The sequence below is a fragment of the Thermoleophilum album genome, assembly GCF_900108055.1.
GTDB classification, from domain to species: Bacteria; Actinomycetota; Thermoleophilia; order Solirubrobacterales; family Thermoleophilaceae; genus Thermoleophilum; species Thermoleophilum album.
On the sequence record NZ_FNWJ01000002.1, the window covers coordinates 856,301 to 875,818 of the forward strand.

Genomic DNA, 19,518 nt, shown 5'->3' on the forward strand with positions numbered 1-19,518 from the left:
TCAGCGTCCCCCAGCTTGCTCGCCGCGGGACTTCGTGAACTTGGACGGGCACTTGGTGATGAGCGAGTCGCGCTCACCGACGAACACGCCGTCCCGCAGACGCCCCGACACGATCACCTCGCGCCCTTCGCGGAACGGATCCGGCACGAGGCCGCGATACACGACCGGCACGCTCGCCGTGCCCCGCCGGTCACGCAGGCGAAAACGCAGAACGCCTCCCTCCCGTCGCACCGAGCTGCGCGCAACGACACCGGTGAGCTGCACCGACCGGGCGGGCGCAGAACGTAAGAGGTCGGACGGCGAGCGCGCCTCGGTCGCGGCGCCAAAACTGGTGTAAAGAAGCACGCCCCCGAGCGCCACCGCCGCTCCGAGCGCCACGAAGAGCCGCAGCCTGCGCCTACGGGCGGGATCCATCGCAGGGCGGATTGTGACAGGGCGCGCTGCGGTTCGGGCGCGACTACCGCCGGCGACCGCCTGCAGCCCCCGCGAACGGCGCTTCCTCGAGTGCGCGGTCGACCTTTAGCGCCGCCGGCCAATTTCGCCAATCGGTCCAGATCGACTCCAGCCCGCGCCGCCGGCGGCCGTTCACAAGGACGAGCGGTGGCGACGAACGGGGTGCGGTCGCCCGAGCGGGACGGAGCGACCCCCCGGCGCGGAGCCGGTGCAACGCGCGGGCCACCGCCAAGCGACGGTCCAACGATCTCGGGCGCAGGAGGCGCCGCTGTGAAGGCCAGGGAAGGCCGCGATCCAGGTTACGGGGAGCTTCCGACCGGCGGGCCCGGGGCGGGCCCTCCCGCAGCCGACTGCAGCCCTGCCGCTGCGCGCAGCGGCCGTGGCGCTTGCCTGCGCGGGCTGCTCGGGCCCACGATCCTGCTGCTGGCGGCGTTGCTGCTGCCGGCAGTCGCCCGGCCGCGTCCCGGGGTGCGGGTGGTAGCCCACGCCGATCGCCTGCCGGCGGTGCCCGACGCCGCCTGGCGTTCGCTGCTGCCCGCACGCGCGCGGATCGCGACCGCCGCCAGCTCGACGCCCGGTGACTGGTGTGGGGAGCCGACCTTCGAGGAGTACGGCCCCGCCCGCGCCCACACCATCAAGGTCGTTTACGCGTACCCGCGCGGTGGCAGCGACCGCTTCGGCGTCTACTCCGACCTAATCCAACGCGATGTCGAGGCTGCCCGCGTGTTCTACGCGCGCGAAAGCGGCGGCACAGTGATGCCGCGCTTCGACCTGGGAACGGCCTGCGGACCGGCCTACGTCGACGTCCGCAAGGTCGAACTGCCGCGCCCGCGCGAGGGCTACCCAGCGGACGCCGCGCGCGCCGCCCTGGTACTCGCCCAGGACCTCTCGAACCTGCTCGGCCCGAACCGCGACTACCTGGTCTACGTCGACGGTCTGGCGAGCAGCGGCGACGCCACCGGCGTGGCCACGATGGCCAGCGACGACTCTCCCGGCCCCGACAATCGCGCCGCTAGTGGCGGCTTCTTCGGTTTCGTGATTGGGGACGGATCACCCGACTTCAACCGCGCCCGCACACTGACCGCCATCCACGAGTTGACCCACACGCTCGGTGCCGTGCAGGACTCGGCCCCCCACTCCACCGGCGCCGGCCACTGTTTCGACGAGCAGGACGTGATGTGTTACGACGACGGCGGACCGCGCGTCCCTCACCCACTGCCGCGCGTCCGCTGCCGCGCCAACCCGCTGCCGCGCCTCGACTGTGGGCGCGACGACTACTTCGCACCGACCCCAGCCTCGACCAGTTACCTCGCGCGTCACTGGAACGTCGCCCGCTCCCCGTTCCTGTGCGGCGAACCGGAGTGTCCGGTCAGCGAGCTCGCTCAGCGCACCATCCCCGCAGCGAAGACGCGGCGCCCCCAAACCAGTGCGACCGGCGCGCTGGCCCGTCGCTTGGCCCGCCAGGTGGCGCGCGCGATCGCGCGGCGAGGGCGTCTGCCGCGGACCGTGAGCGCGCGCTTCGTAGCACCCGGCCGCGGCGTTCTGCGACTGCGCATCGCGCTCGCCAGTCGCACCGTTGCGATCGGTAGCGCGCGGGTCGTGCGGCGAGGGCCGCTGCGCGTTCGCTTCACGCTGCGGCCCGTGCGGCACGAGAGCGCCCACGCGGCGGCCTTCGGCACCCTGCGCGTCCGCGTCGTCTTCGAGCCTGCTGCGCTCAGGCCAAGGGGCTTTAGGTATTCGAACGAACGCCGATAGGGAACGTCGATCACTCAAGGACGCCGAGCAGTGCGCACGGACGCGAGCACAAGAGGAGCAGCCACGGGCCCAACGGGGGCGGCCGCCGACGGGCCCGGCGAGGGCCGCAGCCGCCAACCCGCAGCCAAGGAGAGCGCGCCCCGTCTGACCGCTCGCTTCACCATTTATGTGTCGATCGCATTCGTGTTCACCGCAGGAGCGGCCGTCGTGTTGGCGGGCGGCTGGGCGACTTCGCGGGCGCGCGGTCAATCCGTCGAGCAGGCGCACCTGGTAGCTGAAGCGGTGGTTGCACCGGAGCTACGGGGCGTCGAGCTCACCCAACCGCTGCGAGGCAAGCGTCTCGCGCGCTTCGATCGCTTGGTGCGCCGGCACGCGCTCGTCAGCGGCGTGATGCGTCTCAAGCTGCACTCCCCTCGCGGCCTCGTTGTCTACTCGACGCGGCCGAACGACATCGGCGGTCGCTCCGAGCACCTTGAATCGATCCGCAAGGCGCTGCGTCGCGGTTCCGACACGCGCGTCACGGAGATCACCTGGCGCGGACGCAAGTACCGGGTGATCGAGACCTACGTGAGGGTGCGCACCCCCGACCGCGGCGCGGCGGTGCTCGAGCTGTACCGCGATTTCGGGCCGGCGGTGGCTGCCGAGCGCCGGCAGCTAGCGGCCTACGCCGGGACCTTCGGTGCCGTGTTGTTCCTGCTCTACCTGGGCACGCTGCCGATCCTGATCCGCGCTGGACGCCGCATGCGTGAGCAGGTACGCGCGATCGAACGTCACGCCTACTACGACCCGCTCACCGGCCTGCCCAACCGCGCCCTCTTTCGCGAGCGCATCGAGACCGCGCTGTCTGAACCCGACAGGGAGCTCGCGGTCGCCGTCGTCGACCTCGCGCGCTTCCGCGAAGTCAACGACACGCTGGGCCACCGTGCCGGCGACCGGCTGCTCAACGGTGTCGCCCGCTCGCTGCGGATGGCACTGCCCGCGCGCGACACGGTCGCCCGGCTCGGCGAGGACGAGTTCGGCGTACTCGCCCACGACGTCAAAGGGACTGATGGCGCCGCACGACTGGCGGCACGCCTGCGCGCTGCCGTCGCCGAACCGCAGCGGATCGGCGATCTGGAGCTCGAGATGGACTGCAGCATCGGCGTCGCCCTCTACCCCGACCACGGTGCCGACGCCGACACGCTGATTCGCTGCGCCGACATCGCCGTCAACGCCAGCGATAGCGCGGGCGAAGTGGTCGTCTACCACGACACGCTCGACGACTACTCGCCAGCGCGGCTGACGCTCGCGGCGGAGCTGCGCAAGGCGATCCAGGAAGGCGCGCTCAGTGTTCTCTACCAGCCACAGGCCGATATCGGCAGCGGCCGTATCCGCAGCTGCGAGGCGCTCGTGCGCTGGCACCATCCGGAACTCGGGCTGCTGACCCCCGATAAGTTCATTCCTCTCGCCGAGCGGACAGGACTGATCCGCGACCTCACGACCTACGTCATCCGCACAGCGCTCGCCCAGTGCCGTGAGTGGCGCGAGCGAGGAATCGAGCTGGGCGTTGCGGTCAACATCTCCGGCCAGGACCTGCTCGATACGGAGCTGCCGACGCGCGTCCACCAGTTGTTGGCGGAGATCGGCGTCGAACCACACCGCCTCGAGCTCGAAATCACCGAGAACACGGTGCTGACCGATCCCGCCCGCGCCCGCGCCGTGCTGGAGCGCTTGACCGAGCTCGGCGTCCGTGTCGCGATCGACGACTTCGGCTCCGGCAACTCCTCGCTCGGTTACCTGAAGCGCCTGCCGGTAGAGATCCTCAAGATCGACAAGTCGTTCGTGCTCGGCATGAAGCAGGACCCCGACAACGGCGTGATCGTCCGCTCGACGATCGACCTCGGCCACAACCTCGGCCTGCGAGTGGTCGCCGAAGGCGTCGAAGACGAGTCAGCGTGGAACGCCCTCGCCGAGCTCGGCTGCGATATCGCGCAGGGTTACCTGCTCGGCAAACCCTCGCCGCCGGAAGCGATCGAGCAGCTGGTGCGCGAGCGGGCGGTGACGTGACGCGTAGCTCAAGGCACGCGTCGATCAACGCGCACGCTGCTCAACGCACTTGGAAGCGCCAGACCAGCGGGCTGCGGTCGTACAGCGTGCCGGGAGCACCCGCGGCGATGGCGAAGCGGTGCAGCCCCTTGCGCAGCTTCCTGAGCGTGATCGTGCGTCCCAGCGGGCAGCGGTAGGGCGGCCGCCGGTCGAGACGGCAGAGCGCGCGATCGGCTGCGGGATCGGGAGAGTCAGCCGCGATGCGAGCGACCGCCCCGCGCACAATCTTCGGCAACGGTGTCGCAGCCCGCGTCTCGGGCGGCACGACGGAACGCACGAAAACGTCTGCGACACCGTTGCGATCGTCCGGAACGATCACGCCCTGGCGCGACTCGAAAGCGGCCACCCGCCCATCGCTCGAGATCGCGGGCTGCACGAGTAGCGGCGTGCGCCAGAACTCCTCGAACGGCCCCGCCGTCGGCTCGTCGAGTGTCGCCGTCCCGCCGCTTCCGATACCGCGCACGTAGACGTGCTCGCGACTGCCGAACGGCGGCGCGAGATTCTCGGCGAACGATTGGAAGACGACCGTACGGCCGTCCCCGGAAAGCGCAGGGTTGAAGCTGTCGCTGAGACCCAGGCCGTCCTTGACGGTCCTCGATACGAGCTCCGTGCGCCGAAGTTTGCGGTCGCGCAGAAAGACGTCGGTACGCCCGTTGATGTCGCCTCGCGCGAGGTTCGAGGCGTCGCTATCGAAGACCACGTAGCGACCGTCCGCGGAGATGTCGCAGACCTGCGCAAACGGGGGCGCCAGCGCCGCGTTCTGCTCACGCCCCGAGCTCGACACGCTGACCCGCTCGGTGCGCCGCCGCAAACGGTCGCGAACAAAGACGTCTTGTACGCGGTTGCGGTCGCCGGGCACGAGGTTCGAGGCGGCCGAGCTAAAACACACGTAGCGACCGTCCGCTGAGATCCGCGGGTTGGCGGAGTTGCCGTTGGCCTGGCGACCAGAGCTGGACACGCTAACCCGCTCCAGCGCACCGCTCAGCCGGTCGAACACGAACACGTCGGTCTTGCGGTTGGTGTCACCGGGCACGAGGTTCGAGGCGGCTGAAGCAAAGGCCACAAAGCGCCCATCGGCTGAGACGTCCGGCTGGAAGGAGTCGCCGTCGGGAGCCGCGCCACCCAGCGCTCGACTCGCTAGCTCCGGCGACCCGCCGCGCTTGCGCACGATCACCAGCGTCTTCTTCGTTGGCGGCAGCGGCACGAGATTGTCGGCGGCGGTGACGAACGCCACCACCGTCCCGTCGGCGCTGATCGAGGGGGTCGCCGAGACGCCGTTCGCCTGGCTTCCGTCGGCCGCCGTCGAGACCAGCTCCGCGCGGCGCGACCGCAGATCGAAGACGTAAACGTCGCGCAGGCCGTTGGTGTCTTCGGGTCCGAAGTTCGAAGCGTCGCTGGCGAACGCGATCACGCTGCCGTCAGCCGACAAGGCAGGCTCACCGCTCGCCCCGTTCGGTTCGGCGCCGGCAGGCGCGACGCGCACCAGCGTGCCGCCCCCGGGAAGCTCATCGGCGGCCGCGACGACCGGCGCGACCGCCAGCAGCGCAGCGCCCAAGCCAACCGAAAGGGCCCCGATGCGTGCTCTGAGTAACTGCGCTCGAGCATGGTCGCGGGCCTGCTCCAGAGCATGCGATCCGGCTTGCCTGAATCGCCGTTCGCGAGAACGCGAGCGCCACCCGATGGCGATCGCAAACACCCGGCGCGCCTCCCTGCCGCCCATCAATCTCGATGGTAGGAAGGATCCGCGCGAGCTGCGCCGCTAGTGGCGCCGCTAGCTGCGCCGCTGATCGCGCGGGCGGTGGCGCGGCGAGCGCTCGGGTATCGGCTGGCGCGAGCGACGGTTCGCGGTTACCATCGTTCGCAAGCCGCCTTTACGGCAGGGGTCAAATTGGAAAGGCGAGCGTCGGCACCCGGAAGGTGCCGGCGAAGGGAGGACTTAGCGGATGCCTGGGAAACATGCGCGACCACGGCGCCAGCGTGCGGCTGCTTACGCCTATGCGGCGATCGCGATCGCGGCGGCCGCGCTGGCCGGCGCCACCAGCGCCAGTGCGAGCAGCTTCGACGGTTTGAACCTCGGTCTGCCGGGCCGCTCCTCGGCGCAGCCGGCGAAGCCGGCGCCCTCGGCGAGCGAGCTGCCGCGGACCGCCCAGCAACGGATCGTGACGCCGGCGCAGCCCGCGCAGGCGCCCACGGCCGGCGCGACACCGCCGCCGCTCCACGGCACCAACCCGCACGCGCAGGGCACTGTCCTGTCGCTCGATCTCCAACCGAAGCCGGACCGACCGTTCGCCGGTGATCCGACCGGCACGGCCAACGGCGAGGAAGTCGTCGTCGGGCGCTCGCGAGCGGACCGCGCCGAAGACGGGAGCTACCGCGGGCACGTGACCGTGCTCGCGCTCTTCGGCAACGAGATCGTCGGCGTTTCGACCAAGCAGGGCGAGTCCCGTTCCGGGCCCCTCGACCCGGTGCAGAAGAACCTGCTCGACCAGGTCTGCCAGCAAAGCATGGGTCTCATCTGCCTCCAGGTAGCGAAGGTCGATTCGAGCTCCGACGCCAACGGCTCGCGCAACGAGTTCGCTCTCGCGCGCGCCAAAGTCGGGGTGCAGGGCGCACCGGTGCTCGACCTCGGGCTCGCCGAGTCGCAGGCGTCGCTCAGCGCCGATCGCACCACCGGCTGCGAGACCGCCGAGGGTTCGTCGCGTCTGGCGAGCATCGGCCTTGGTGGGCAGCTCTCGGTCGAAGGTCTCTCCTCGCTCAGTCGCTCGCGCTCGTGCGCTGATGGGACGCAGGAGCAAGGCAACCAGTCAACAGTCGCCAAGATCAACACTCCCGCTGGCGACCTCGTACAGCAGCTCGACGGCGTGCTCGGGCAGTTGCTCGGCGCGATCAGCGGGGGCGGAGGCGGCGGCCAGCAGCTACCGATCGACCCCGGTCAGCTCAACCAGCTGTGCCAGCAGGCAAGCCAGATACCGCTGCTCGGCCCGAGCCTCAGCCAGGGCTGCACGCAGCTAGTGCAGACGATCCAGGGCGGCTCGGGCGGCGGTGGCGGCTCGCAGCCGAATCCGCTCACCGACCTGCTGACCGCACTGCTCGGCGACGTGCGCGGTTGCCTGCAAGGCACACCCAACGCCCAGGCGGGGCTGCCGCCGCTGCTCACGCTGACCTGCCACGCCAACGACTCGAACGGCGCGCAGGCGGCGTCACCGTACGGCGTCCGCGAGGCATTGGCGGTGACGCTGCTCGGCGGGCAGACCCAGAACCCGTTCGCCGAAGTGCCGGTGCTCGGTCAGATCGTCGGGCAGCTGATCGGCGCAGCTCCGCAGGCCGGGCTGGTGCGGCTGGCGCTGGCCCAGGCGGAGTCCAAGGCGGCACCGGTGGCGGTGGCGAGCGCTCCGCCCAGCCAGCAGCAAGCGCAGCAGATCCAGTCGCCGCAGTCGCCGCAGTCGCTGCCGACCCCGACGCCGGTCGCCGAACAGGTGCCCGAGCTCGGTGAGCGGCCCCAGGCGGTGCCGGCAGTGGAGCGGCGTCCGGTCCGGCCGGCGCGAGCGCGGATCGCCGGCAAGGAGCTGCCGTTCACCGGTCTCGAAGTCGCGTTGATCGCGGCAGCGGGTCTGCTGACGCTGACCGGTGGACTCGCCCTGCGGCGACTCGTACCGGCCAGCTAGCGGAGGGTCATGCGGGCGCTCGCCGTGCAGTTGCCGCGCCCCTCGGTAAGGGCGGTCGTGATCGCGGCTGCGGTGGCCACGATGGCCACCGCAGCCGTCGCGCTGCTGATCGACTCCGGCGGCAACGAGCAGGCGAGCCAGGCCCCGCGCATCTCCTACGCGCCGGCACCGCCGCCGCCCGGCTGGAAGGCGCTGCGGCTGCCGGGAGCGGCGCGCCAGGCGTTCGTACCGGGGGCTTGGCGCACGACCGAGCGGGACGGGGTGGTCAGCGCCTTCGCGCCCGATCGGACCGTGCTCGTGGCGGTCGCGGCAACGCGCGCCCGCGGCGATCAGCTAGCGGCAGCGGTGCGTGAGCTGCGGCGTCGCTACGCCGCGGCGCGCCCGAGCGCCGAGGCGCTGTTGCGAATCGCCGGGTTACCGGCCGTCGCCGTCGAGGTCGCGCTGCGCACCACACGCGGCCAGCGGCTGCGGGCGCTGGTGATCAGCGCCCGCGGCCGGCGTGACCGCTACCTGATCGAGGCGTTCACGCGCAGCTCCGCGCCGCAGCCAAGGATTCGTGAGCTGCGTCGCGTCCTCGCCACCTTCCGCCTGAGGTGATGACAATGCCGGCGAAGGCGAAGGGACTCGCCGCTGCCGTCGTTTTAGCCGCCGCCTTGGCGACGCCTGGAAACGCCCTGGCGGCGAGCTTCATCAGCGGGCCACCGCCCTTCTCTAACTCCCCCGACGCCACCTTCGAGTGGCGGTCCGGAGGCGGCCTCGTGCTTGGTCACGAGTGCCGGATCGACGGCACGCGCGTGGACTGCCAGCCCCCGACAACAACCTTGCGTGGGCTGCCCGACGGCGAGCACGTGTTCACGATCAAGGATCAAGGGCTCTTCACCGACGGACCGGTCTCCTGGCGCTGGACGATCGATACGCAACCACCCGAGACGTCGTTCGGCGCGACGCCGCCGGCCTACGGGGAGTCTCGCGAAGCGCGCTTCGAGCTGCGCTCCAATGAACAAGGGGTGCGCTTCGAGTGCCGTTTGGAAGGGCAATCGTTCAGCGCCTGCGACGCGACGGTCACGCGCACTGTCGACTACGGGCTGCACACCTTCGAGGCACGGGCGATCGACCGCGCCGGCAATGTCGACCCGACACCCGCCCGCTACTCGTGGTTCGTGGCGCCGCCTGCACCACCTAATCTCGGCGGGGTCGGCGGCGGTACCGGTTCGAGCGGTACCGGTAGCGGTGGCGCCGGTAACGGTGGCGGCCCCGCTGGCAGCGTGCTCTTGCGACCACCCGAAGCGACGCTGCGCATCATTGGTTCGCGCACCGCGCGCCAAGGACGCGCACTGCGGTTCGACGCCGGCGGTTCGCGCGCCGCGGCCGCACGCATCGTGATCTACCGCTTCGAATGGGGCGACGGCACGGCCGACACCACCTACCAGCCACGCGCGATCCACGCGTAGCGGCGGCCCGGTACCTACCGCGTGCGGGTGACGGTGATCGACGCCCTTGGTCTGCGGGCGTCGTCGGACACTGTGCGAGTGCTCGTAATCGATGGTGAGCCGCCGACCGTGGCGGTCACTACTCCACGCCCCGGCGGACGACTCCGGATGGGCCGCGTGGGTGCTCGCCTCACCGGAACCGCGATCGATCGATCGGGCGTGCGCGCGGTCGAGCTCGCCATGCACCTCGTAGCGACCGCCGGCTTCCGCCAGCAGGCCGGGGCGCCACTATGCGCCTGGTACGACGGGAAACGTGGATTCAAGGTTCGCTCGTGCGCGCGACCCGTCTGGTTCCGGGCCGAAGTGCGCAAGGGGCGCTGGTCGTTCACAATCCCTCGGAGCGCCAGGATCTTCGCGGGCACCTGGGTGTTGCGGATCCGCGCGCGCGATCGTCTGGGTAACGTCGCTGACGATTTCTCGCTCCGTAAGCGGACGCTAGTGCCGTTCGAACTGCTGCCTTACCGGCGGTGACGACGGTGGACGCGAACGCGACGCGCGCGACTCTCGTGGCGCTACTGCCGTTTTCCTGGCGGTGGAGCGCAAGCCGCGGGGCGTGCGCGAAGCTGCTCTCGGCAGTGTTGACGGCAGCGCTCACTTGGCTCGGCGCGTTCGCCGGGCCCGGGTACGCCGCTTCCGTGCCGCGTGGCGCTTTCTTCACGACGGCGCCGCTGCCGCGGCCGGTGATGCTCACCGAGGCGGCGGTGCTGGCCGACGGCCGCGTTTTGGTAGCGGGCGGCTTCTCCGAGGGCGGCGGAACCGCCACGGCCGCACTTTTCGAGCCCCGCTCGCGGCGCTGGTTGCCGACCGGTCGGCTTGCCGTGGGGCGCTTCGCGCACACCGTCACGGCGCTGCCGGACGGCGGCGCGCTGGTCTGCGGGGGCTCCTCGGTCGCCGGGCCGCAGGCCGGTTACCTCAACAGTTGCGAACGCTTCGACCCTGCGGCCGGCCACTTCGGACTAGCACCGGCTTTACCGGGTCCGCGGGCGAACCACGCAGCGGTGCTGGTCCCAAACGGGCCGTCGGGTGCACCGGCGGTGGTCATAACCGGCGGGCTCACACGCTCGACACCAGCCCTCACGACAGTCGACGCCTTGACCGTCGGAGCGGCGGCCTGGCAGCCGCTGATGGCGCTTGAGAACGGCCGCTACCACCATACGGCGACGGTGCTGCCGGATGGCCGCGTGCTGGTGGTCGGGGGCGAGCGCACCGATCGCGACACGCCGCTGTTCTCGGCTGAGCTCGTTGATCCGCGCAGCGGCCGCAGCGAAGTCGTCGCACCGACCGCGACGCCGCGCGTCAACCACATCGCCGTGTTGCTGCGCGACGGACGTGTTCTGGTCGCGGGCGGCGGCACCTTCGCAACCGGCTTCCTGCGCAGCGCCGAGATCTTCGATCCGCGCACGCTCAGCTGGCGCGAAGCCGCGCCGATGCTGCACGCGCGTGGCTACGCGCAAGCAACACGGCTGAGCGACGGGCGGGTATTGGTCGTGGGCGGATTCAGCAACGACGGAGACCTCCCAGAAGCCGAGATCTACGACCCGCAGCGCAACCGCTGGACGGTCGTGCCCGAGCGCCCAAGGCCGCGCGCGCGGGGCATCGTTGCGGCGCTCGCCGACGGACGCGTGCTGTTGGCCGGTGGCCAGCGCGCGAGCGGCCAGCTGCTGCGCGACAGCGAGCTCTTCGATCCGCTCGCAACCGCCCGGCTCGCGGAACTTGTCGCGCCGCGCCGAGCGCACGCCGGCCGCACCGTCGCGATCCGCTACTGGAGCGGCAGTGCAGGACCGACGACGATCGACCTGCTCGCGATCCGCAAGCCGCCCCGGGGACGTTGCCCGAACCTCACTGGCCCGTGCGAGCTACGCCGGCTGGTGCTGCGCTTGCGGGTGCGCGATGGCGTCGGTCGCCGGCTGCACAAGCTGCCGCTTGCCCGCCGTGGTCGCGCGTTAGCGCCGGGACGTTACGAGCTGAGGGTGCGTCACGCTGGCCGCGAGGCGAGCGTGCGGCTTGCGATCACTCGCTGAGCAACCGGGGCGCGGTTCGCTGTGGCCGGCTGTGTGACCAGACGCGCCGCCGGCTGCACCACACCGCAGCCGGGTCGCGCCTTGAAGTCCGACTGAGCCGTGAATAAGGTCCCTCAAACGCTCGTCCCGGGAGCAGCGCCTCAAACGCTCGCCCCGGGAGCGGCGTCCCCCTTCCCCTACGCACCACCGCAACAGGAGGGTCCTCGGATGTCCAAGCGAGGAGATCGCTTCCGTCGTTCGCTTCCCCGTCTGGCAGCGACCATCCTCGCCGCTTCAGCGGTCGTGCTCGCAGGCGCAGCTTCCGCCGCGGCACGTCCACCCGAGCGATTCACGCGCATCAAGGGCTTCGACGAACCATCAACACCGGCGCGCTTCGACCGTGTTGGGGTGCTCGAGGTCGGTTCCCCCCGGGCACGCAACGTGCTCGTGCTGGTGCCGGGAACCTCGGCCAGCTCGACCTACTTCGTGCCACTCGCCGAGGACATCGTCCGGCAACTGCCGGGGTGGCAAGTTTGGGCCGTCGAGCGGCGCGAGAACTTGCTCGAAGACCACTCCATGTTCAACCTTGCGAAGCGCCGCAAGGTGAGCGACCAGCAGGTTTTCGACTACTACCTGCGCTGGTTGACCAACCCCTCGGTCACGCGGCACATCCGCGTGATCCCTGACGGCGAGGTCGCCTTCGCGCGCAACTGGGGGATGCGCACCGAGATCGAAGACTTGCACCGGGTGATCCTGCGCGCCAAGCGGCATGCGCGGCACGTGGTGCTCGGCGGGCACTCGCTGGGCGGCACCATCACCACCGCCTACGCGACCTGGAACTTCCATGGCCGCCCCGGCGCGCGCCTGCTCGATGGCCTCATCTACATCGACGGTGGACGGCTCGGCGAGCCCCCGTCCGAGCAGCAAGCACGGGAGCGACTAGCACAACTCGCCGGTCAGTCGCCGTGGCTCAGCTTCGGCGGGATCCCCGCCCCCTACGCCGGGCTCTTCAACACCGCCGGCTCGCTGGCGGCGCTGTTGTATCCGAACGAACCCTCGCTGGCGTACGACTGGCCGGGCCTGCCGAGCTTCCTCAAGCCGCCGGTGCGGCCCACCAATTTGGCGCAATACGGCTACGCGCTGGACACCGAGACCTCCCCGTCGGCGCTCTGGGCGGCCCAGGCGCACATCGGCAAACTGGCGCCGAGCGGTGATCCTCGAGGTTGGTTGCAAGCGGGCGAGATCACGCCGATCCGCCGCTACGCACGGATGTTCTCGGGGATCGACTTCCAAGGCCTCGACGGCACCGCCTGGTACCACCCGCTGCGGCTGACGATCGACGCGGCGGCGGTGGGCAACGGCACCCCGAATCCCGCTCAGCGCGTCTTCGACGTGCGCGCCACCGCGGGCAAGAAGCTCCCGAAACGGCTGCGGATCTACGCCTTCGGGGCGGCCGGCGGCCGTCTCGTCACCGACGCTGCCCGCCAGCTGGCTCGGCAAGCGGGCATCCCCGCCGGCAACGTCGTGCTGGTGAACCGGCAAGGCACCTACGCACACAACGACCCCGCAGGCGCCTACCCGCGCAACGACTTCCTCGCCCGGCTCGTGCCGTTCCTACGCAAGATCGCCCGCTGACGTGCCCGCGAGGCGCCGGCGGCCGCGCGCCGGCGGGGAGCGGTGGGGGCTGTCACCAGTCCCCCGAGCGTCTAGGCTGCGCCCATGCAGGCGACGCTGTTCTCGATACCGCCCTCGCATCCGGCGCTCGCAGCGAAGTTGATGCTGCGGCACGTGGGGCTCGAACATCGGGTGGTCGAACTGCCGCCCGGACTCCATCCGCCGGTCCTGCGCGCTCGCGGTTTTCGGCGCGGCACCGTGCCCGCGATGATCCTCAACGGGCGCAAGATCCAAGGAACGACGGCCATCAGTCGCGCCCTCGACGAGCTCTTCCCCGGCAAGCTCTTCCCGACCGACACCAACGCGCGTGCGCGTGTCGAAGAGGCCGAAGCTTGGGGCGAGCGCGAGTTCCAGCCGGTGCCGCGTCGCATCTTCCGGTGGGTGCTGGCACGCGACGCGGACGCCCGCGCGGCGCTCGCCCGCGAATCGAAGATGCCGCTCGCGAACTTGCAAGCACGGGCGACCGCGCCCCTGGCGCGGCGTTTCGCAGCGCTCGTCGGCGCCACCGACGAGCGCGTTCGCCAGGACCTCGAGCACCTACCGGAGATGCTCGACCGCGTCGATCGCTACATAGCGGAGGGGGTGATCGGCGGCGACACGCCCAACGCCGCTGACTTCCAGATCGCCACCACCGTGCACGCGCTGATGCGCTTCCCGCAGCTGCGACCGATGATCGACGAGCGGCCGGCGGCCGAACTGGCGCGGCGCGTCGTCGGCGAGCCGGCGCAAGCGCCGGTGCGCGTGCCCGAAGAGTGGCTACCCGCGGGCGCCGCCAAGTAGCGTCGGCCGGCAAGACCGCCTAGCGCCCGCGGGCACCACCGCTAACGCATGTTGCCGGTGTGACCGAGCGAGAAGCGGCCGGGCTGCGGCCAAACGCAGAGGCCGTGCGGTCCCGAGCCGACGCGAATCCGGTGGACCAGACGTCCACTGCGGGTGTCGATCACGTAGACCACGCCGTGGTAGCGACCGGACAGCCAAAGCAGGCGACCGTCGACTGAGAGGCCGCCCATGTCGGGGCTACCCCCGCCCGGCAGCCACCACTTCTTAAGCGGGCGGCCGGTCGCCGCCGACAACACCGAGATCGAGCCCTCGCCGCGGTTCGAGACGTACAGCACCCGCGCATCGCGACTCGGGTAGATGCCGTGCGCGCCGCGCCCAGTGCGAACGAAACCGATCTTGCGCAGGCGCCGGGCGTCGATCACCCAGACACCGTCCGAGGCCATGTCGGCGACAAAGAAGCGGGTGCCGTCCGGCGAGAGTCGCACGTCCTGCGGCATCGCCCCCGGCCGCAGCGTGAGGTAGCCGAGCACACGGGGACGCACCGCGTCGAACGCCACCATGCGACCGCTGAATTCGCACGAGGCGAGGCCGCGCCGACCGTCGGCGGTGAAATTCGATCGGCACAAGCGCGTTGCCGACGTCGCTCGCGACCCATAGGCGGCGCAGATTCCACGCGGGAACGACGTGCTGCGGCTCGGCCGGGACCGGGAACCGAGCGACCATCTGAAAGCTCCGCTGGTCGATCACGTCGACGGTGTTGCTGCGCGAGTTCGGCACGTACACGAGCCGCCGATCGTGTCGCACCGCGGGCGCCAACATGCGCGCCCCGGTGTGCGCGTAAACGTTCAGTCGACGAGGCCCCCGAGGAGACCCGTCGGCGCGCCCGGTGACCGCGGCAACCGGGTCTCCGAGCGATCGTTGCGGCGCCTGTGCGGGTCGCGCGCCGTTCGACGACCCACACGCCGCAAGCCCGGCAGCGAACAGCAGGAGAGCTGCAGCCGATCGGTAGCTCGAGTTCACCTCCACCTCCTTCATGCGCGCGGGAGTCGCAACTCGAAGCGTCCTGGCGGACCCGGACGGGCAACCACGTCGCCTCCCGCAGCCCGTGCCAAGCGGCGTGCGAGGGCCAAGCCGAGGCCGGCACCGCCGTGATCGGTGTCCGCCTGCGAACCGCGTCGACCCGGTTCGAAAACCGCTTCGACCTCGTCGGGCGCGACGCCGTCGCCGTCGTCTACAACCGCCACCGTCGCTTGTTCGCTGCCGCCCCGCACGATCACCCGCACCCGGCGACGGCCGTAGCGGCAGCCGTTTTCGACGAGCGGGCTGAGCGCCCGCTCCACGAGCTCCGGTTCGGCGGCTACCAGCACTCGTTCAGGTGCCGGCTCGACCTCGATGTCAACGCCGGCGCGAGCCGCCAGCGGACGGTGCGACTCGGCCACCGCGGCCGCGCACTCGCCGAGCTCGCTGCGGCCGTGCTTGAGCGACGTCTCGGCGCGTTCGGCCGTCAGCAGCGCATCCAAGCAGGCGCTCATTCGGCGTGCTGACTCGAGCACGTCGGCCAGCGCCCGCCGGTAACTATCGGCTTCCCGCTGGCCGCGCAGCGCTAGTTGGGCCTGGGCGATCATCCCCGCCAGCGGCGTGCGCAGCTCGTGCGCGAGCTCTGCCGAAAACCGTTGTTCGCGACGCAGGCTCTGCACCAAACGGTCGAGCAGACGGTCGAGCGTAGCCGCCAGACGGGTCAGCTCGTCGCGCGGCTCCCCGAGCGCGAAGCGCCGCTCCAGGTCGCGCTCCGACCACTCCGCGGCGCGGTCGGTCATCCGCGCTACCGGGCGCAACGCCGCCGCGATCAGGTAGCGACCAGCGGCGGTGATCGCGGCCACCAAGAGCAGCGAGAAGAGGATCGAACCGACGAGCGTCTCCTCCCGCACTCGCTCATATGGGTCGAGCGAGACGACTGCCACCGCCCGCCCGACCGCGCGCTTCCCGACGCGGATCGGCTCGGCCGCCAAAAGCACGTTGATTGTCGAGACCTTGATCGTCGAACGACCGCTCCTCGCCAGCTGGCGGGCCGCCTGCTCGTCGACCGGCGCCGCGCGCGGGCGCACCAGCTCGCGACCGTTGGCGAAGATCCACCCCGGTTGACCGACACCGGCGCGCGTCTCCGGCCGCAAGCGCTCGCCCGAAGCGAGCTCGGAGGCGGCAAGGTCGGCCAGGGAACTCGCGCGCTCACGGGCGAGCGCCGTGGCGTCGCGGTTGAGCGTGACGCTGAACACCAGGTTGAAGGCGGCGGTCAACACGGTGAGCCCGACGATCGCGCCCGTCAGCAGCGCGAGAGTGAGGCGCGTACGCAGCGTCAAGGGGCGCATCAGGCGTCGGAAGTTTCGACTCCCTGAGCCTCCTCGTCGCTCTCTAGTCGATAGCCGATCCCCCGCACGGTGTCGATCCTCGCACGGCTGCCGAGCCGCTGGAGCTTGCGCCGCAGCCGAGCAACGTAGACCTCGAGGGTGTTGTCGCGGACGATCGCGCCCGCCGGCCACGCCGCTCGGACGAGCTCCTCGCGGGTCGTCGTACGGCCGGCACGCGTGAACAGCACGCCAGCCAAGCGGAACTCGGTGGGCGTGAGCCGCTCGCAGACCGAGCCGCGGCTGATCGTGAACTCCGTGGGATCAAGCTCGAGGTCGGCGGTAACCAATCGCTGCGGCGTCGAAGCCCGGCGCAACAAGGCGCGGATCCGCGCGACCAGCTCCTCGAGATCGAAGGGCTTCGTGACGTAGTCGTCGCCACCGGCGGCAAAGCCGCCGAGCCGATCAGGCAAGGCATCGCGGGCCGTGAGAAACAGCACGGGCGCTGCGATGCCGCGCGCGCGCAGCGCCTGACAGACGTCGCGGCCGTCGGAGTCGGGCAGGCCGATGTCGATCACGAAGAGGTCCGGCCCGACCGCCTCCGCGAACTCCAGCGCTCCTTGGCCGGTAGCGGTCGCCAGCACGCGCATCCCCTCCTCCTTGAGGGTGCGCACGAGCACTTCGCGCAGCACGCGGTCGTCCTCGGCGACCACCAACAGCGGTGCTGCGACCTCGCTCGTACCGACGTTCCCAACCGACATCGCGCTTCAACGTAGTGAGAGCGCGTCGGGGCCGGCCCGCGGGCCGGCCCCGACTGGACGCAGGAGGACTCCTTACCGCCTGCGCAAGCTGCGCTCGGCGCTGCTCTCAGACGCCCCGGCGGGTCTTGCCGACCGCGCGGCGGTAGTAGCGACGCACCCGCCGGCGGTGGTGACGACGCACCCGACGGCCGTTGTTGTGCTTGACGGTCGACCGCGGCGAGGCGTTCTTGCTGGGCGCAGTTGCGGCGACCGCGCCACCGGGCGCTACTCCGCCAGCCAGCAGAGCGAGCGCCACCGTTCCGATCGTGAGCTTGCGCAGCCGTTGCTTGGCGTGCTTCATGAACCTGCTCCTTTCACTTGCCGATGTTCCGTCGACTGCGACCTGAGAGCCGCCTGTCGCGGCCCGACATCGACGGTGACGGCTGAGGCTGATTCCGACCTGAGCACTGACCGCCGGCGCGATTCAGGTTTTGTTCAGCTCGCGTCCGTAGCTTGCGGGCAGGCCGTGCGGCGCACACAAGCCCAGCCGCAGCCCGTGCGGAACCACCTCGCCGCCGGTGGCTGCCGCCCAGCAAAGTGAGCGATCGACGCCGACAATCACCCGCCGCGCCCCAGCGCCGTACGGCGCTGGTGCTGTCTGCGGATGTCGGCGAGGGTCACCTCGCGAGCGCACGTGCCCTGGTCGCCCAAGCGCAGGCGTGGGGCGGGCCGGACCTCGTACACCGCGACGGTTTGCGCTGCTTCGGGCGGATCGCAGCGTTCGTCATCCGCGAGGGCTACCGCGTGCAGCTGCGGTACGCACCGTGGACGTTCCCGATCCTCTACGCGCTGTTCATGCACGTGCCGGGGGCCCGTGCGCTCGGCGCGCGGCTGCTCTACTTGCTCGGTCGCCGACGCCTTGCGGCGCTCATTGCCCAGGAGCGCGCGGAGGTCGTGGTTTCGACCCATCCCGCGTTGACCGCCGCGCTCGGCGAGATGCGGCGCCGGCGACGTCTCGAGGTGCCGGTTTGCGCGGCGATCACCGACTTCGCCGACTGGGAGATCTGGGCGCACCGCGGCGTCGACCTGCACCTCGTTTGTCACGAGGTGGGCCTGCGCGCGGTCGAGCGGATCACCGGTCCGGGTGGCGCTCGCGTCGTCCGACCACTGGTCGCTCCGGAGCTTTTCGAGCGCGTCGATCGCTCGCGTCTGCGTGCCGAACTCGAGCTGCCCCAGGAGCGACCGCTGGTCGTCGTCTCCGGCGGCGGATGGGGCGTCGGCGACCTCGAGGGGGCTGTCTGCGCCGCTCTCTCGCTCGATCGCGCGTACGTGGTGTGCGTCTGCGGACGCAACGAGCAACTGCGTGCGCGCCTCGCGGCTCGCTTCGCGCGGGAGGAGCGCCTCCGCGTGCTCGGCTACACCCGCCGCATGCGCGACCTGCTGCGCGCGGCCGATGTCGTGGTGCACTCCACCGGCGGCGTGACTTCGCTCGAGGCGATTGCCTGCGGCACCCCCCTCGTCACCTTCGGCGCGGACTTCGCGCACATCCGTATCCACAACCGGACGCTCTCCGCGCTGGGCCTCGCGACGGTGTGTTCGACGCGAGCCGAGCTCGCCGACACGCTCGCACGGATGCTGACGACCGACGCCCGCCCAGCGGCTCCCCCGCTAGCCGCCGCCGACGAAGCGCCCGCGCTGCTCGCACAACTGACACCGCGCGTGCGGCCGTTGCCACTCTGGCGGCTCGCGGCCGCGCGGGCGGCCACCTCCGTGGCGATCTCCGCGGCGCTCGCCGCCTGGCTTTTGACGACCGATGACGCGCGCTGGGCGACCGATCGCGTGCCGGCGCTGCGGCCCACGGTGGCCGTCGCCGCGCGCAGTCCGATTACACCCACGGTGGTCGAGGCGCCACGCACCGCGCTCGCTCCGCTCGGCCGCTTGCTGAGCGCGCACTGCGGAGCACTGTCGGTCGCGGTCGACGGGGTGCCGAACACGGCCGACGTCGCACGCCTGCACAGCGAGCACATCAGCCTGGTCCCAACCCTCCACGCGCGCTCCTCCCTAAGCCTGCTCCACGAGCGGCGAGCGCTCGCCCGGGCTGCCCGCCGGCTGGGACTGCGACGCGGCTTCGGAGTGCTGGTGACTGGTCACAGCGTCGCGCCCGTGCACTACCTGCTGGCGCGCTCGGTCGGCGGGAAGCCGTTCGCCGGTGCCGTCGAGATCGATCTAACCGGACTACGTAGCCCGCGGGCGCTCGCGCACCTGCTCAACCGGCGTACGCGCGCCGCGCGCCGCTCCCACCGGATCGTCGTCTTGAAGCTTCACGACGGCTCGCCGGCGACGCTCGCGGAGCTCGCAACGGCGCTTTCGCGGCTCGGGGTCGAGGGCTCCTTGCACGCGCCGCTCGTCGCATCCACCACCGCCGCCAGGGTGGGTAGCCGCGCGAGCGTCACGACCGCACACACGAGGATCGCGAGCCCCGCGACCAGGACAGCCACGCCGGGTCCCTGCGCGGCCGAACGCTCGTGAAGCAC

The 19,518-nt window shown here is 71.1% G+C and carries 16 protein-coding genes; 10 read left to right on the plus strand and 6 right to left on the minus strand.

The features are described from left to right. On the minus strand, positions 1 to 414 hold the full coding sequence (locus BLW41_RS10195; protein WP_093118742.1) for a cytochrome c maturation protein CcmE: 414 nt from the start codon (positions 412 to 414) through the stop codon (positions 1 to 3). Between the two features lie 309 nt (positions 415 to 723). Between BLW41_RS10195 and BLW41_RS10200 the strand changes: the two genes are divergently transcribed. Further along, entirely contained in the window at positions 724 to 2,208 is a 1,485-nt protein-coding gene (locus BLW41_RS10200) for a hypothetical protein (protein ID WP_093118744.1), read from the plus strand. A gap of 168 nt (positions 2,209 to 2,376) precedes the next feature. Next, positions 2,377 to 4,254: a putative bifunctional diguanylate cyclase/phosphodiesterase gene (locus tag BLW41_RS10205; protein ID WP_093118746.1), complete on the plus strand. Its 1,878-nt coding sequence runs from the start codon at positions 2,377 to 2,379 to the stop codon at positions 4,252 to 4,254. Positions 4,255 to 4,294: 40 nt separating this feature from the next. On the opposite strand, the gene BLW41_RS10210 is transcribed toward BLW41_RS10205, so the two are convergent. Further along, positions 4,295 to 5,848, minus strand: coding sequence for a TolB family protein (locus BLW41_RS10210; RefSeq protein ID WP_177169475.1), 1,554 nt, complete (start codon positions 5,846 to 5,848; stop codon positions 4,295 to 4,297). Between the two features lie 388 nt (positions 5,849 to 6,236). Here BLW41_RS10210 and BLW41_RS10215 point away from each other — a divergent pair, with 388 nt between their 5' ends. From BLW41_RS10215 to BLW41_RS10245, 7 genes are all read left to right on the plus strand, one after another. After that, positions 6,237 to 7,958 carry a hypothetical protein gene (locus BLW41_RS10215; RefSeq protein ID WP_093118750.1) on the plus strand — a complete coding sequence of 574 codons (1,722 nt, stop codon included), beginning with the start codon at positions 6,237 to 6,239 and terminating at the stop codon, positions 7,956 to 7,958. A gap of 9 nt (positions 7,959 to 7,967) precedes the next feature. Further along, positions 7,968 to 8,555, plus strand: coding sequence for a hypothetical protein (locus BLW41_RS10220; protein WP_093118752.1), 588 nt, complete (start codon positions 7,968 to 7,970; stop codon positions 8,553 to 8,555). A 5-nt stretch (positions 8,556 to 8,560) separates the two neighbouring features. Further along, entirely contained in the window at positions 8,561 to 9,409 is an 849-nt protein-coding gene (locus tag BLW41_RS10225) for a hypothetical protein (RefSeq protein ID WP_143038702.1), read from the plus strand. Between the two features lie 21 nt (positions 9,410 to 9,430). Next, positions 9,431 to 9,919, plus strand: a complete 489-nt coding sequence (locus BLW41_RS10230; RefSeq protein ID WP_093118756.1) for a hypothetical protein — start codon at positions 9,431 to 9,433, stop codon at positions 9,917 to 9,919. Then, a complete protein-coding gene (locus BLW41_RS10235; protein WP_093118758.1) occupies positions 9,916 to 11,469 on the plus strand; it encodes a Kelch repeat-containing protein in 1,554 nt (517 codons plus the stop codon). The genes BLW41_RS10230 and BLW41_RS10235 overlap by 4 nt, the downstream gene beginning before the upstream one ends. Before the next feature lie 207 nt (positions 11,470 to 11,676). Then, positions 11,677 to 13,083, plus strand: a complete 1,407-nt coding sequence (locus BLW41_RS10240; RefSeq protein WP_093118760.1) for an alpha/beta fold hydrolase — start codon at positions 11,677 to 11,679, stop codon at positions 13,081 to 13,083. Positions 13,084 to 13,167: 84 nt separating this feature from the next. Continuing rightward, positions 13,168 to 13,902: a glutathione S-transferase family protein gene (locus BLW41_RS10245; protein ID WP_093118762.1), complete on the plus strand. Its 735-nt coding sequence runs from the start codon at positions 13,168 to 13,170 to the stop codon at positions 13,900 to 13,902. Between the two features lie 41 nt (positions 13,903 to 13,943). Here the strand turns inward: BLW41_RS10245 and BLW41_RS11125 are convergent, their stop codons facing one another. The 4 genes from BLW41_RS11125 to BLW41_RS10265 all read right to left on the minus strand — a co-directional run bounded on the left by BLW41_RS11125 (position 13,944) and on the right by BLW41_RS10265 (position 17,345). Beyond that, on the minus strand, positions 13,944 to 14,462 hold the full coding sequence (locus tag BLW41_RS11125) for a YncE family protein (RefSeq protein ID WP_218138379.1): 519 nt from the start codon (positions 14,460 to 14,462) through the stop codon (positions 13,944 to 13,946). A gap of 471 nt (positions 14,463 to 14,933) precedes the next feature. Then, positions 14,934 to 16,268, minus strand: a complete 1,335-nt coding sequence (locus tag BLW41_RS10255) for an ATP-binding protein (protein WP_093118764.1) — start codon at positions 16,266 to 16,268, stop codon at positions 14,934 to 14,936. After that, positions 16,268 to 17,005 carry a response regulator transcription factor gene (locus BLW41_RS10260; RefSeq protein WP_093118766.1) on the minus strand — a complete coding sequence of 246 codons (738 nt, stop codon included), beginning with the start codon at positions 17,003 to 17,005 and terminating at the stop codon, positions 16,268 to 16,270. Before BLW41_RS10260 ends, BLW41_RS10255 begins: the two co-directional genes overlap by 1 nt. Positions 17,006 to 17,111: 106 nt before the next feature. Next, positions 17,112 to 17,345, minus strand: a complete 234-nt coding sequence (locus BLW41_RS10265; RefSeq protein WP_093118768.1) for a hypothetical protein — start codon at positions 17,343 to 17,345, stop codon at positions 17,112 to 17,114. 236 nt (positions 17,346 to 17,581) lie between these two features. Here BLW41_RS10265 and BLW41_RS10270 point away from each other — a divergent pair, with 236 nt between their 5' ends. After that, on the plus strand, positions 17,582 to 19,513 hold the full coding sequence (locus BLW41_RS10270) for an MGDG synthase family glycosyltransferase (RefSeq protein ID WP_177169477.1): 1,932 nt from the start codon (positions 17,582 to 17,584) through the stop codon (positions 19,511 to 19,513). Positions 19,514 to 19,518 lie beyond the last annotated feature (5 nt).